9 protein-coding genes and 9 tRNA genes (1 of these 18 cut by a window edge) are annotated in these 14,159 nt (G+C 44.3%); 9 read left to right on the top strand and 9 right to left on the bottom strand.

The window, feature by feature from the left end:
* Nucleotides 1–31 precede the first annotated feature (31 nt).
* A complete protein-coding gene (locus BET10_RS18705) occupies nt 32–457 on the bottom strand; it encodes a hypothetical protein (protein WP_070987248.1) in 426 nt (141 codons plus the stop codon).
* A 343-nt stretch (nt 458–800) separates the two neighbouring features.
* On the opposite strand from BET10_RS18705, the gene BET10_RS18700 reads away from it, so the two are divergent.
* The 4 genes from BET10_RS18700 (at nt 801) to ligA (ending at nt 7,829) form a co-directional block, all read left to right on the top strand.
* On the top strand, nt 801–1,532 hold the full coding sequence (locus BET10_RS18700; RefSeq protein ID WP_070987246.1) for a TrmH family RNA methyltransferase: 732 nt from the start codon (nt 801–803) through the stop codon (nt 1,530–1,532).
* Nucleotides 1,533–1,586: 54 nt separating this feature from the next.
* The gene (locus BET10_RS18695) at nt 1,587–4,982 is read left to right on the top strand and encodes a chromosome segregation SMC family protein (RefSeq protein ID WP_070987244.1); all 3,396 of its coding nucleotides are present in this window, start codon (nt 1,587–1,589) and stop codon (nt 4,980–4,982) included.
* A gap of 18 nt (nt 4,983–5,000) precedes the next feature.
* A complete protein-coding gene (gene zipA, locus BET10_RS18690) occupies nt 5,001–5,729 on the top strand; it encodes a cell division protein ZipA (RefSeq protein WP_070987242.1) in 729 nt (242 codons plus the stop codon).
* Between the two features lie 81 nt (nt 5,730–5,810).
* Nucleotides 5,811–7,829, top strand: a complete 2,019-nt coding sequence (gene ligA / locus BET10_RS18685) for an NAD-dependent DNA ligase LigA (RefSeq protein ID WP_070987239.1) — start codon at nt 5,811–5,813, stop codon at nt 7,827–7,829.
* 71 nt (nt 7,830–7,900) lie between these two features.
* Here the strand turns inward: ligA and BET10_RS18680 are convergent, their stop codons facing one another.
* Nucleotides 7,901–8,344, bottom strand: a complete 444-nt coding sequence (locus tag BET10_RS18680) for a hypothetical protein (RefSeq protein WP_139158566.1) — start codon at nt 8,342–8,344, stop codon at nt 7,901–7,903.
* 314 nt (nt 8,345–8,658) lie between these two features.
* Between BET10_RS18680 and BET10_RS18675 the strand changes: the two genes are divergently transcribed.
* Together BET10_RS18675 and msrB are read left to right on the top strand one after the other, a co-directional pair.
* Nucleotides 8,659–9,144, top strand: coding sequence for a DUF2919 domain-containing protein (locus tag BET10_RS18675; protein ID WP_070987236.1), 486 nt, complete (start codon nt 8,659–8,661; stop codon nt 9,142–9,144).
* A 9-nt stretch (nt 9,145–9,153) separates the two neighbouring features.
* Nucleotides 9,154–9,594, top strand: a complete 441-nt coding sequence (msrB, locus tag BET10_RS18670; protein WP_070987234.1) for a peptide-methionine (R)-S-oxide reductase MsrB — start codon at nt 9,154–9,156, stop codon at nt 9,592–9,594.
* Here the strand turns inward: msrB and BET10_RS18665 are convergent.
* The 7 genes from BET10_RS18665 to BET10_RS18635 form a co-directional block, all read right to left on the bottom strand.
* Nucleotides 9,591–11,222 carry a tetratricopeptide repeat-containing response regulator gene (locus tag BET10_RS18665; RefSeq protein ID WP_070987232.1) on the bottom strand — a complete coding sequence of 544 codons (1,632 nt, stop codon included), beginning with the start codon at nt 11,220–11,222 and terminating at the stop codon, nt 9,591–9,593. The genes msrB and BET10_RS18665 overlap by 4 nt on opposite strands.
* 580 nt (nt 11,223–11,802) lie before the next feature.
* Nucleotides 11,803–11,878, bottom strand: a tRNA-Val gene (locus BET10_RS18660).
* 117 nt (nt 11,879–11,995) lie between these two features.
* Nucleotides 11,996–12,071, bottom strand: a tRNA-Val gene (locus BET10_RS18655).
* A gap of 106 nt (nt 12,072–12,177) precedes the next feature.
* Nucleotides 12,178–12,253, bottom strand: a tRNA-Val gene (locus BET10_RS18650).
* Nucleotides 12,254–12,455: 202 nt separating this feature from the next.
* Nucleotides 12,456–12,531 (bottom strand) — tRNA-Val (locus BET10_RS18645).
* Between the two features lie 187 nt (nt 12,532–12,718).
* Nucleotides 12,719–12,794: transfer RNA gene (locus tag BET10_RS18640), tRNA-Val, on the bottom strand.
* A 38-nt stretch (nt 12,795–12,832) separates the two neighbouring features.
* A tRNA-Val gene (locus tag BET10_RS18635) sits at nt 12,833–12,908 on the bottom strand.
* Nucleotides 12,909–13,569: 661 nt separating this feature from the next.
* On the opposite strand from BET10_RS18635, the gene BET10_RS18630 reads away from it, so the two are divergent.
* The 3 genes from BET10_RS18630 to BET10_RS21690 form a co-directional block, all read left to right on the top strand.
* A tRNA-Ala gene (locus tag BET10_RS18630) sits at nt 13,570–13,645 on the top strand.
* A 34-nt stretch (nt 13,646–13,679) separates the two neighbouring features.
* Nucleotides 13,680–13,755: transfer RNA gene (locus BET10_RS18625), tRNA-Glu, on the top strand.
* A gap of 358 nt (nt 13,756–14,113) precedes the next feature.
* A tRNA-OTHER gene (locus BET10_RS21690) sits at nt 14,114–14,159 on the top strand (it continues 101 nt past the right edge of the window).

The following is a 14,159-nucleotide window of genomic DNA, read 5'->3' as shown; positions in this document are numbered from 1 at the left end:
AATAGCCTCGCTTTTTTAATCTGAATATAAATTAGTGACCAATTTTATGCTTTAAAGTCACTTCACATGGTGCTGTGTTGCTGCTAAAGCCAGATTGAATAAATAGGTGGTCACCCGCTTTTAAGTTCATCAAGATTTGCTTGGTGTTGTTATATCTTCTTTTTGCTGTTTGATAATCAAAGTCAGTAGAATTGTCTCTGTTTACATCATAGTAGATGTTACAGCCGCCAGTAACACCTTCATTGGTTACCCATTTGAAAGATACTGTGTAGTTTGAAACTGTGTAATCAAACTTTGCAGTGCCCGTGCCATACTCACCAACATATACATCTGTCCATCGTGCTTGTGGTACGCCTGGGCGTGGCTGCTCAGTGATGCTTACATTTAAAGCCGATGCATTAGCGAATGATGAAAATGCTAAGGTTGATAAAATAAGTGCGATACTTGTCTTTTTCATAATTAATTTTCCTTTTAAAAATTCGCGACAAAACTAACGCGCAGATTTTAATTAGTCAATGGGTTTTTTTTGGGTACAAAATTTAATTATTTAGATTAGTTGAATTGTTATTGGCAAGTCCTCTTGCAGCTTGGTCTCTTTATTGAGAATTTGTTGTTGTTTTGGGGGGTAATTAAATTTTTATTTATTTTTCAAATAGAAACTTAAAGTGTTCAGAAGTAGTTTAAACATCACTTCCTGATTAAGAGAGTTACTCACAGAGGTAATAAAATGGACGTGGTGCTGAGTCCTCGCAATCTTCTGCGCCTCAGGTATAATTCGAAGCTCATCTATCGGGGCTGTTATGATCTCTAAAAATCAACTAAAACTCTTGCGTGCGCTTGCACAGAAAAAATATCGCAAACAACACGGCTTGTATCTAGTACAAGGTGAAAAAAATGTATTAGAGTTGCTAGGAGCGAATATACCTGCCGAGCAGTTGTTCGCCAGCGCTGAGTTTATCGCCAAACACCAGTCACAGCTAGAAGGCATCAATGTGATTGAAGCTGATAGTGACAGCTTAACCAAAGCCAGTACGTTAACCAGCAACAATGCTGCAATTGCGGTAGTCCAATTTCCAGACACACAACCTATCGATAGAGCGGGTATGATTTTAGCCCTCGACGGTGTATCTGATCCTGGCAATCTCGGCACTATCATTCGCGTTGCAGATTGGTATGGATTTAAACAGATTGTGCTTAGCGAGGAATGTGCTGATCATCTCAACCCAAAAGTGATCAGTGCTACAATGGGCTCCTTTGTTCGAGTAAGTGTGGTGCGTACTAATTTAGTAGAATTTTTAGCGGACTATGATGGCGCAATTTATGGTGCCTACTTGGATGGACAAAGCGTTCACAGCACTCAGTTTGCTACACAAGGTGTGCTGGTGATGGGCAGTGAATCACACGGTATTAGCGAACAAGTAGGCCAATATATTAACTCACCCATCACCATTCCAGCGTTTGGTGGCGCAGAGTCTTTGAATGTAGCCATGGCAACGGGCATTATTTTGGATAACATTAAGCGTGGTAGTTAATTTTTATCGTGCACTTTGCTATCTTTCATTTAAGTAGCGGATAAAAATAACAATATGCGGTTAAGCAGTATCAAGCTGGCGGGCTTTAAGTCATTTGTCGAGCCAACCAAGATCCCATTTCCAGACCCTATGACCTGTGTGGTCGGCCCAAACGGCTGCGGGAAATCTAATGTGATTGATGCGGTGCGCTGGGTGCTGGGTGAAAGCTCGGCAAAAAACCTGCGTGGCGATGCGATGACCGATGTTATCTTTAATGGCTCAACTAATCGTAAAGCCATCTCTCAGGCCTCTGTAGAGCTGGTTTTTGACAACGCTGCGGGAAAGCTACCAGGCACGTTAGCCGATAGAACCCAAGTTGCGATAAAACGTTTGGTTACCAGAGATGGGCAATCACTGTACTTCTTAAATGGTAGTAAGTGTCGTAAGCGCGATATTACCGATATTTTCCTAGGTACAGGACTCGGTCCACGCAGTTATGCCATTATTGAACAAGGCATGATCTCTCGTCTAATTGAAAGTAAACCTCAAGAGCTCAGAGTTTTTCTTGAAGAAGCCGCAGGTGTGTCAAAATACAAGGAGCGACGCAGAGAAACGCAAACTCGCATCAAAAGTACGCGAGAAAACCTAGAACGTTTGTTGGACATGCGACAGGAGCTGCAAGCACAGCTGGACAAGTTAGCACTGCAAGCTGAGGACGCTAAAGCGTATCGCAGCCTAAAAGCACAAGAGCGCACGCTAAAAGGGGAGCTTGCGGTACTGAAGTGGCAAGCCCTACATCAAAAACAGCAGCAAAAGTCAGAACAAATCGCCAAGCTCACGCAAGAGCTAGACTTTTTTAACAATGCGCATGGTGGTCATGATGACGTGCTGGCGAGTCTCGAAGGACAGGTGGCGCAAATAAATGATGGCGTCGGCGTGCAACAACAAAGCATCCATGCAACGCATACCGAATTAACACGTAGCGAGCAGCAAAAAATTCATTTGCTAGACAAGTTACGTGCACTGCAAGAAGCACTAGACAAACAGCAACAAACATATCGCGAAGCTGAACATTTACTTGCTCAGCAAAAGCAGCGGGTGGAAGAGTACTACGATGCATTGCAACAAAGTACCGAAGAGATGCTTGTTTATGAGGCGCAGTACCAAGAATGTGAGCAAAGCTACCAATCCTTATTAGAGCGCTTTGCTGAGCTAGAGGCGCGTCAACACGCGTTACAAACCGAGCAATCACAGGCTCAGCAGCAGCACCATCAAGCACAGCAAAATTTATCTCAAGCGCAGCAGTCGCTGAACCATGAAAAAGAGAAATATCAGGCCAGTTTAGAACAACTTAAGTTACTGGAATTACAAAACCCTGACGCAGAGTTGGCACAGCAGCGCCAGTCTTATAGTAGTAAAGCGCAGAGTATGGCTCGTTTGCAGTCTCAAGCAAAAGAGTTTTCAGAGCGTGCTGCTCAATTGCAAGCGCAACAGCAGCAGCTACAGCAGCGTTTTCAAAGTTGCCAATCCGACTATGCAAACTGTATTGCTAACATTAACGCGCTCACCCAAGTGTTGTCTGAACACAGCACCAGCGATGAAGAAAGTTATTTAAACACTTTACGCGTTAAACCAGGTTATGAAAGTGTGGTAGAGCGCGCTTTGCTGGGGCTGACAGAGCTAAAACAAGCTGTAGGTGAAAGTAATAACGCGGTTTGGCCTAGCGAAACACAGCCGCGAGAGGGCAGCGTTGCAACCATGGTGGAGTCGGGCTGCTACCCCGATTTACTGAATCATATTCAACTGCTTGAAAGTAATCAGTCATATCAGAGTGATGGAGACTGGTTGATGGCTGTAGATAGGCAAGGCACATTGTATGGCAAGAATTGGCGAGCGGGCATAACAGATACTCAGCAGGGCAGCGGCGTATTACTACAACATGCCAAGTTGAGGGAGCTGGAACAACAGCGACCGGAACTTGAACAGCAACAGCAGCAAGTACAGAGTGAACTGGCAGAGATAACTGAGGCACTCAGACAAAGTGAGCATCGCCAGCTGCAAAACAAAGATCAGATCCATCAACTGGCTCAGGACATGGCCAGCGCACAAACTCGAATTGATATGCTCAAGGAGCAGGTTGTGCAATGGCAGGAGCAATGCCAAATGTTACGCGAGCAACAGCAGCAAAGCGTGGCGAGGCAACACCTCCAAGAGCAAAAAGAACAGCAATGTCAGCAAGCGTTAATGCAATGTGATGAACACTTGGCGCAGCTTGAACAGGAGAGCTCGCGTTTTTCACAGCAATTTGCTGACGCCAAACATGCTCAGCAGCAAGCGGCAACCGCCAAACAAAAGGCGCAACAGCATCTACACGATGCAAAGTTGGTTCAGCAACAGACCAATAGCGACTGGCAGCTAAGCCAATCAAAGGCAGAACATCTTCAAAACAGTTTAGAGCAAGGCCAAGAACGCTTGCAGGAGTTGTTAGAAGAGCAAATGATGTTGCAAGAGCCGTTGGCTGAAGCGGATGAAAAGATAGCGCAATTGTTGGCAACTCAACAAGCGCAGCAACAAGTACTTGAACAGTTACAACAACAGCTTGCACAGGCAAAGTGCGAACTACAAGAAAAACAAGCTAGCTTGAAAAGTGCGCAGTCTGAAGTACAAGGGCTAAATGAGAAGTTACAACAGCTTAAGTTAGATGAACAAGGTTTAATGATCAAAGCACAGGCCGCGTTGGAGCCTTTGCAAGAGTTACAGCAAAACTTAAAAAGCGTGTTAGAGCAGTTATCTGATGACGCTCAGCAGGGAGCACATCAAGCAAAGCTGAACAAAGTCAGTCAAAATTTATCTGAGCTGGGGGCGGTAAACCTTGCTGCGATTGATGAGTTTGAACAGGCAAAAAGCAGAAAAGAGTACTTAGATACCCAATTAGATGACTTAACTGCGGCGCTAGATACTTTGGAAGGGGCGATAAAGAAAATTGACAGAGAAACAAAAACGCGTTTTAAATCAACCTTTGATCAAGTTAATGAAGACTTAGCAGAGCTGTTTCCAAAAGTGTTTGGCGGCGGCAGTGCATATCTGGAATTGACCAGTGACGATCTACTTGAAAGCGGTGTTTCTATCATGGCAAGGCCGCCAGGTAAGAAAAACTCGACAATTCACCTGTTAAGTGGTGGAGAAAAAGCGCTGACCGCATTATCATTGGTGTTTTCTATATTTAGACTTAATCCAGCACCATTTTGTATGCTCGATGAAGTTGACGCGCCACTTGACGATGCCAACGTAGGACGATTTTGTCGTCTGGTTGAAGAAATGTCGCAAACGGTGCAATTTATATATATCAGCCATAACAAGATAGCCATGGAAATGGCTGGACGGTTGACAGGGGTAACCATGGCAGAACCTGGTGTTTCGCGTATGGTTGCTGTAGATATTGAACAAGCGGTGCAGATGGCACAAGCGTAATAATAAAAAAGGTGAGTGATGGCCACAGAGTTAAGATGGGCGTTAATTGTGATCAGCGCATTGGTAATTGGTGGACTGTTGATCCATGGGCTTTGGTCGGTACGTAAAAAGGGCGGCGAAGAATCTACACAAGCAAGCAACAAAGCAGAGCCTACCGATGAGCCAAGCACAACCAAAGCGACGTTTGATGATGAACCTGAATTAGGTGAGTTAAGCTTTGCCGCCACGGACGACGAGCCGCAACATCAAGAAGATAACGTGGCGCATGTGGCTGAGGACGAAGCTGAAACCGTTCAACAAGACGAAACAGATGATGATCAGGCACAGCCTGCACAAGAGCCTCAAGACTTTATTATTTTGCATATCGAGATGCCAGAGGGACTAAGTATGGCAGGCTCCCGTCTACTACCTTCGGTGTTAAGCTTGGGCTTTAAATACTCTGAAGAGGGCTTTTTTAACCGCCATGTGGAGCCTTCGGGCAATGGACCTGTATTGTTTAGATTGGTAAATATGTTTAACCCAGGCACGTTCGATATAGATAATATGGAACAGTTCAGCACCGCTGGGGTGAGCCTGTTTATGACATTGCCTTGTGATGGTGATGGCTTAGCTGCTTTTAACATGTTACATGGTGCAGCCAAGAAGCTAGCCGATGAATTTGGCGCAACTGTATTAGATAGCAACCGCGAGCCGCTGAGTGTGAACACTGTGCGCGCATATGTTGAAAGGGTACGTGAGTTTTCATAACCCCGATTATTTATAAGTAATTATTTTTTAAGCCACGAAGCCTCAAAGTGTGTTCGTGGCTTTTGTGTTTTAGAGGTGCCAATGTCAGAGCCAATTAATAATCAAATCCTCAGCCTAAGGGCGCAGTTAGAAGAGCATAACTATCAATATTATGTGATGGATAATCCAACGGTACCGGATGCGGAATATGATCGCCTAATGCGAGAGCTTATCGAGCTTGAAACGGCACATCCAGAGCTTTTAACCGCAGACTCACCTTCGCAAAAAGTGGGTGGTGAAGCATTGGGTAAGTTTGAGCAAGTCCAACACCAAGTTCCCATGCTGTCTTTAGACAACGCCTTTGATGAGGCTGAATTTACAGCATTCAATCGACGTATCAAAGAGCGTTTGTTAAGTACTCAAGAATTGGCGTTTTGCTGCGAACCTAAGCTGGATGGTTTGGCGGTATCGATTTTATATCGTGATGGGGTATTGGTTCAGGCTGCCACGCGTGGTGACGGTCAAGTTGGTGAAAACATTACCGAGAACGTTAAAACCATCCGTAATATTCCACTGCGACTGCGTGGTGAGGATATTCCTCAAGAGTTAGAAGTGCGTGGTGAAGTATTCATGGATAGCGCAGGGTTTGCACGACTAAATGAAACCGCCTCAGCAAAAGGCGAAAAAACCTTTGCCAACCCGCGTAATGCAGCGGCGGGGAGCTTGCGACAGCTTGACTCAAAAATTACCGCTAAGCGTCCTTTGATGTTTTACGCGTATTCGCTTGGTGTTGTGCAAGGCGCGCAGCTGCCTAATGAGCATTTTGCGCAGTTGAAGAAACTCACCGAGTGGGGGTTTCCGATGTGCCCAGAGACACGCCTTGTTGAAGGCACAGAGCAAGTTATTGAATATTATCAAGACATATTGACTCGCCGTGGTGAGTTGGCGTATGAAATTGATGGTGTGGTGATCAAAGTCAATGATAAGGCCTATCAGGAACAATTAGGTTTTGTGGCACGAGCGCCACGTTGGGCGATTGCGTTTAAGTTTCCCGCTCAGGAAGAGATCACGCAATTATTAGATGTTGAGTTTCAAGTTGGTAGAACCGGTGCCATCACGCCCGTTGCGAGGCTAGAGCCTGTGTTTGTCGGCGGCGTGACGGTATCAAACGCGACATTACATAATCGCGATGAAATTGACCGCTTAGGTGTAAAAATAGGTGATACCGTGATTGTGCGCCGTGCAGGAGATGTGATCCCTCAGGTGACACAGGTGGTCTTAGATCGCCGCCCCGACAATGTCCGTGATATTGAGTTTCCTGAGCATTGCCCTGTGTGTAACTCACATGTGGAGCGCGTTGAGGGAGAAGCGGTGACGCGTTGTACGGGTGGCTTGGTGTGCCAAGCACAGCGCAAACAGGCCATTAAGCACTTTGCCTCTCGTAAGGCATTGGATGTTGATGGTCTTGGCGACAAAATTGTCGAACAGTTGGTGGATAGGGAGCTGGTGCATACGCCAGCGGATTTATTCGTGTTAAAGCAAGGGCACTTTGAATCCCTTGAGCGTATGGGTCCAAAGTCTGCGAAAAACCTTGTAGAGGCTTTAGAAACTGCGAAAACCACAACGCTAGCGAAATTTCTCTACGCGCTGGGTATTCGCGAAGTCGGGGAAGCCACCGCGCAAAACTTGGCAAATCACTTTTTAACCCTTGATAAGGTGATGAGTGCATCGATAGATGCCTTGCAGGAGGTGAGTGATGTAGGGGTCATCGTGGCACAGCATCTTCACGCGTTTTTCAATGAGCCTCATAACCAAGAGGTAGTCAGTGCACTATTAGCCGTGGGCTTAAATTGGCCCGACATAGAGCAAAAATCGGAGCAACAACAGCCATTGGCAGGACTAACCTATGTATTGACGGGCACACTGAGCCAGTTAAATAGAAACGATGCGAAGGCGCGACTTCAAGCGTTGGGCGCGAAAGTCTCTGGGAGTGTGTCTAAAAACACCCATGCGCTGGTGGCCGGTGAAAAGGCGGGCTCTAAGCTTACCAAGGCACAAGAGCTGGGTATTGATGTGCTGGATGAAGATGCACTGATAGCATTGCTTGCACAATACGAGTAACGATGAGTGCCTAAAAAGTGCAGACACAAGTCTGCACTTTTGACCATCAGCCCTTACAAGGTGAGCAACCTTTATTGATGATTGACTTCTTCCCAATACTTTCCTGATAGATGCCAGAAAAGTATCGGAAAAATAACAAGGAAGCCAATATTTTCAATCATAAACCAAGTTATGAAGTCGGTTATGGTAAAAGGAACCAAGGTATGACCAAACTCATTTTCATATCTTGTTGCAGTGTTGATTAACAACACGCACAAAACACCACTTAAGGTGAATTTGATTCGATACAAACTTTTCTTTTTTTCGTTAGATTCTTTTGGGAGAACTAGTGCAGCGTAGAACAACACTGCCATCCAAGAAACCAGTGTCATCATATTCTCTGTAAAAGAACGAGCTATCTCTAATTCTCCTGACTTAAAGTAATCAACGATAACAATGAGTAGCAGTAGCGAAAGGCCGACACACACGCTTAAGCTCGTAGCAAAGAAGAAAGGTTTTAGTTTAATAGTTGACAATTCCCAGCCTCTCATTTGTTCTGATAGCCACTATAGCGCTAAAAGGCAATAGCTCCAGACTATGTTTGCTTGCAGTGTGTGATTATCAAATGTAGCTACAAACACTATGAATAACATCATAAAGCGTCAATAGATTATTCATTTGCACAGACGTTTGCACTTAGCGAGCTTTCGCAACACTCAGCAACACTCAGCAACAAGTGGTAAAGTGGCTGCATGATGGTCTTGAATAATGTTAAAACGGCCTCCATTTCGGTTACATCAAAAAATAAATGTATTTAAATTAAGTACGAGTCGGCGGCGGGAGAGAATAAATGAAGCAGTATGGCCCAGAATACTGGGATAAGTATGGAGTGTATCGTACGCCGATAGGATTTAACTTAACGCTCGTGGTGCTGTTGCGGGCCTACTTATTATGGATTTTCTCAGCCCTTGCTCGTCGTCCTGATTTAGATTTAATGTCTTTGTTTTTTCAATCAAAAACACACTTTTTTGTGTCTTTAGGTATCGGTGCGATAGCATTAGTACCGACGGTGCTCTTTTCGTTACGCCGGCCTAGCAGCTCCCAAAAGCTTGCCAAATATTGGCGCTACATGCGCTGGCCACTCGTGTTTACTGCGATTGCAGATTTAAGCTGGCTGGTGATGCAAGCATCGCAAAGCCACTATCAATTTTCTATGTATATTGCGGTGCAGATGGTGATGTTGCTTTGGGTCATTCTATACTTACTCAAAAGCAAATACTTAGGCTGCTTTTTTAACGATTGGCCGGAATCAGAGCAGCAGAATAAGAAAAAATAAGGAGCGGTTATGCTTAAATGGCGCGATATTTTAAACTTTGCCAATCATGGCAACCCACAACCCAGTCACAAAATTGATAAAACCCCGCAGCAGTGGCAAAGTGAACTCAGTGATGAGGTTTACCAAATTACGCGTAACAAAGGAACTGAACGGCCATTTAGTGGGGGGAGTTGTAGCGTGTTTGAGCCGGGTAAGTATGCGTGTACGTGTTGTGGTAATGTATTGTTTGATGGCGATGAAAAGTTTGAAAGTGGCTCTGGCTGGCCCTCATTCACCCAGCCTGCCCAAACTAATGCCATTGCTTACATCAGCGATAGTTCACATGGTATGCAGCGTATTGAAATAGTATGTAATGTTTGCGATGCACATCTGGGGCATGTTTTTCCTGACGGGCCACCGCCAAGTGGGCTGCGCTATTGTGTAAATGCATTGTCTATGAAAAAGCTTTAGTCGAGTGACAGACCAAGCTCTTGCATGTGTGAGAGTATTTTTGCAAAGCGAGTATGTTGCTCAGCATCAAGTGACATTGTGCTTAAGGTGTTGTAGCATTTTTTTGCTAAAGCTGAATTAAAAGTTTGTCCGCTCTTGCCAGTGTGGTCCAACATACATTGCAGTAGATTTAAAGCGATGCTGGGGTTTTTGGGCATAATCCTAAATGCCTGTGCAAAAGCCTCCATAGCAACTTCCAGTTGACCTTTTTTAAACTGGGTAACGGCATGGTTATTTAGCTCTTTTGGACCCATAGTAATGTCGCGGCGTTCATCTTGCTGCTGTTGTATGTAGCGCATTGTGATTGGGTCGCTAACCTGCTTGTGGCGCTTACAGTGTTCGGTGATCTGAGTAAACAAATCTTGTGCCTTAGAGTGAAAACCAAGCTCATGTAAAGCTTTAGCTTTATCAAGCGCGGCATCGACTGAGCGAATAGAGGGCTCATCATCAAGTTGCTCAATGAGCTGGCGTGCTTTTTTGCTTTCATCTTTGAGATAATGAATACGGGCATGGAGCACATCTATCTGCTCTTGGTTAGTGGCATCTGGAAATTGCTTTTTTAAATCGCCAAGATATTGCTGGGTTTGCCTAGTGATGCGGTTGATCAACTCGGCTTGATCGGTGGTTAACGCAAAGTCGATACCCGCTCTTGCTGCGTTTAAATATACTTCGGGCCCGTCATGAATAGAGTTTTTAGCAAAATGAGCTATGTCCTTCATGGCATTATAATTACATTCATAGTCGTGATTAAGTGACGCCACACGTCCTAGTGATTTTTGCCTGTCAATGTTACGCGGCGCAATAATTGAGGCCTCTTTAAGCCGTTGTTGTGCTTGCTCAAGCAGGTTTAGCTTAATCTCTAGTCTGCCTAGTAAGTCGAGCGCGACCAAGCGTGTCTCAGGTTGCTCTAACATGCTTGCCAGCATACGATGTGCAATCGCATCTTCATTATTTATGATGAGCGCTTCAATTAACCCAACTTTTGCCCAAGTAAACTTTTGCAGCTCAAGGGCTGACTTATAAAAGTGTTTGGCATCGTCTATACGGCGAAGACGTAATAATATTTCACCTTTAAGCTTCAATAAAATAGGACTGTAAGCGTGATCTTGCTTATCAAGGTCATTATCAATGAGCTTGAGCGCTTTAGAGTCATTACCGTCATCGATCAATGCATAGATGTTTTTGAGTGCATGCTTACGTCTAAGTACTCTGTCAATTCTGGTTTTCAGTTCTTTGATTGAGAAGGGTTTTACCAAAAATTCGTCAGGGTTTAGTTCTAGAATACTATGCACTACAGCAGGACTGGTTTCAGCAGACACAAAGATAAACGCAGTGGTTTTTTTTATAAGCTTCTTATGCTTAAGTTCTTCATAAAGTTGGTAGCCATCTTGCCCATGGGTGAGATCAAATGAACAAATGATAAGTTCAAAGTTATGCGTTTTGCATAGGTCTTTGGCAACGGAGCTATTCTCTGCAAACTGCATATCTCTAAAGCTTAATTGTTCTAAAGAGCGTTTCATATAACTCAATGCGAGTGGCTGCTCTTCAACAATCAAAATTTTGGAATTAACAAAGGGCTGTATACTCACTTACCAAAGCAACTTCTGATGAAAGACCTGTTCCAAGTCTAGACGCTTATCTATGGATTTAAAATATTTAGAGGGATTTGATAAAACCAAACCATCCTAATGTATTAGTTTTTGTGTGCTGTAAGCTTTATATAGAATTCTGCAACGGAGGATAAACGCATGCTCGTGGATTCGAAAACTACAACGCCAGTCATAAAATATTAAGAGATGATTTTTGCAAGCGAGTTTTGATTAAATGGTGGGTCGTACTGGAGATGAATCGGTGACTTTCGCCTTTTTGTTAAAAGGGCGGTGATGCGCTTTATGGTGGATATTCAATAAGGAGTTATAAGAAGATGCTTTTGATTAAATGGTGGGTCGTACTGGAGATGAATCGGTGACTTTCGCCTTTTTGTTAAAAGGGGCGGCGATGCGCTTTATGGTGATATTCAATAAGGAGTTATACGAAGGTGCTTTTTGATTAAATGGTGGGTCGTACTGGAGATGAACCAATGACATTCGCCTTTTTGTTAAAGGGGGCGGCGATGCGCTTTATGGTGGATATTCAATAAGGAGTTATAAGAAGATGCTTTTGATTAAATGGTGGGTCGTACTGGACTTGAACCAGTGACCCTCGCCTTGTAAGGGCGATGCTCTCCCAACTGAGCTAACGACCCCAAATAATCAGTTCTTTGCGTTTACCAAATGAATGCTGGGTCTTACTGGGTTTAACCAGTTATCCTCGCCTTTCGTTAAAAGGGCGGTGATGCTTTCCCAAATTCACCATTCTAAAATGGTGGGTCGTACTGGACTTGAACCAGTGACCCTCGCCTTGTAAGGGCGATGCTCTCCCAACTGAGCTAACGACCCGCAAAGAGTATCTAAATGGTGGGTGAGGCTGGCTTAACCAGTTATATTCGCCTTTCGTTAAAAGGGCGGTGATGCTCTCCCAAATTCACCATTTTAAATTTTAAAATGGTGGGTCGTACTGGACTTGAACCAGTGACCCTCGCCTTGTAAGGGCGATGCTCTCCCAACTGAGCTAACGACCCATTTAGATTTTATACTTTCTGTAGAAAGTGGTGGGTGATCTGGTTTTAACCAGTTATCTTCGCCTTTCGTTATGAAGGGCGGCGATGCTCTCCCAAATTTACCACCTTTAGAAGATGGTGGGTGATCTGGTTTTAACCAGTTATCTTCGCCTTTCGTTATGAAGGGCGGCGATGCTCTCCCAAATTTACCACCTTTAGAAGATGGTGGGTGATACTGGACTTGAACCAGTGACCCTCGCCTTGTAAGGGCGATGCTCTCCCAACTGAGCTAATCACCCTAATCGGTTTGTTCTATAATGGTGGGTTTTACTGGATTTAACCAGTTATCCTCGCCTTTCGTTAAAAAGGCGGTGATGCTCTCCCAAATTCACCATTTTAAAATACTGGGTTTTACTGGATTTAACCAGCTATCCTCGCCTTTCGTTAAAAGGGCGGTGATGCTCTCCCAAATTCACCATTTTAAAATGGTGGGTCGTACTGGACTTGAACCAGTGACCCTCGCCTTGTAAGGGCGATGCTCTCCCAACTGAGCTAACGACCCGATATAGAACCTTAGATAATACACACCACCTTTGAAAGTGGTGGGTCGTACTGGACTTGAACCAGTGACCCTCGCCTTGTAAGGGCGATGCTCTCCCAACTGAGCTAACGACCCATATCTAAGTTACAACGACAATTGCTGCGTCGTTGTGGGGCGCTATTATAGGGAGACTTGAAATAGTGTCAATACTTGAAGTTACAATTTTAGTTTATGTGCGGTTTTTATCGCCAGTTCGTAATTGCTCTTCATTATTACATAAGCAAATTCGTCGCGAAAAATATAAGTGGTTCTACATAAGCGTATTACCCTATTCATCAATGAAGTGGGCTTACGTTATTAACGTGAGTAGAAAAAACACTCTGAATTGTAGATTGAAATTGTTCGGTTAGGAGCACATTCATTTATGGCACACTAAACCTAATGCTTTGGAAAGAGCAGGGCGGCAGCGATTAAAAAGTGCAAGAACCACTGTCAGGTTTTTAAAATATTTCGCGACAAGATACGACTAAGAGGAATAAATTAATCAGCAGGTGAGCTGGCCTCGAGTGAAGTTACATTTATAGCTCTTTCCTACAGTCGTTTTTTTGAGCGAAAACAAGGCTTTTTATTGTTTTTTAATGGCTTGATGGTTATATTGTCATCGAATTGGTGTTTTTTAAAACGTTTGATAAAAAGTTCGTGAAAAACTGTTGACTTTGTTTGTGGCCCTGCATAGAATGCGCCCCGCACTCAGCGATACAGACGAGCGATTAACTTTGCAAAGTCCGTTAGAAATGGGGCTATAGCTCAGCTGGGAGAGCGCTTCGCTGGCAGCGAAGAGGTCTGCGGTTCGATCCCGCATAGCTCCACCATTTTACAGTGCAATGTCCTAGAACACATATTTGTGTCCCCTTCGTCTAGAGGCCTAGGACACCGCCCTTTCACGGCGGTAACAGGGGTTCGAATCCCCTAGGGGACGCCACTTAATTTAAGTGATGTTTTCTAAGTATTCTCGAGTAATACTTAGATGTATAAAGCTCATATGGTGAGAGCTAAAATAGCCAGTCCTAGTGACACAGAAATAGAGCATCTTCGATACTCAACTTGGAGCATCTTCGATACTCAACTTGGAGCATCTTCGATACTCAACTTGGAGCATCTTCGATACTCAACTTGGAGCATCTTCGATACTCAACTTGGAGCATCTTCGATACTCAACTTGGAGCATCTTCGATACTCTAAATCAATTTCTGCTTTTTTGAATAAGGCCATTCGCCTCGCAGGCTCGGTCTCATCTAACGCAGAAATAGCAAATCAGTGATTTGCAAATCAATTTCTGCGTCCCCTTCGTCTAGAGGCCTAGGACACCGCCCTTTCACGGCGGTA

Source organism: Pseudoalteromonas amylolytica, from assembly GCF_001854605.1.
GTDB lineage: Bacteria > Pseudomonadota > Gammaproteobacteria > Enterobacterales > Alteromonadaceae > Pseudoalteromonas > Pseudoalteromonas amylolytica.
Note: the sequence above shows the minus strand (reverse complement) of the source record. Positions and strands in the feature narration are given on the sequence as shown.

Bases quoted from the DNA above. Each gene is read 5' to 3' on its own strand.
- BET10_RS18700 (WP_070987246.1), top strand. From the start codon at position 801: ATGATCTCTAAAAATCAACTAAAACTCTTGCGTGCGCTTGCACAGAAA.
- ligA (WP_070987239.1), top strand. From the start codon at position 5,811: ATGTCAGAGCCAATTAATAATCAAATCCTCAGCCTAAGGGCGCAGTTA.
- zipA (WP_070987242.1), top strand. From the start codon at position 5,001: ATGGCCACAGAGTTAAGATGGGCGTTAATTGTGATCAGCGCATTGGTA.
- msrB (WP_070987234.1), top strand. From the start codon at position 9,154: ATGCTTAAATGGCGCGATATTTTAAACTTTGCCAATCATGGCAACCCA.
- BET10_RS18695 (WP_070987244.1), top strand. From the start codon at position 1,587: ATGCGGTTAAGCAGTATCAAGCTGGCGGGCTTTAAGTCATTTGTCGAG.
- BET10_RS18675 (WP_070987236.1), top strand. From the start codon at position 8,659: ATGAAGCAGTATGGCCCAGAATACTGGGATAAGTATGGAGTGTATCGT.
- BET10_RS18705 (WP_070987248.1), bottom strand. From the start codon at position 457: ATGAAAAAGACAAGTATCGCACTTATTTTATCAACCTTAGCATTTTCA.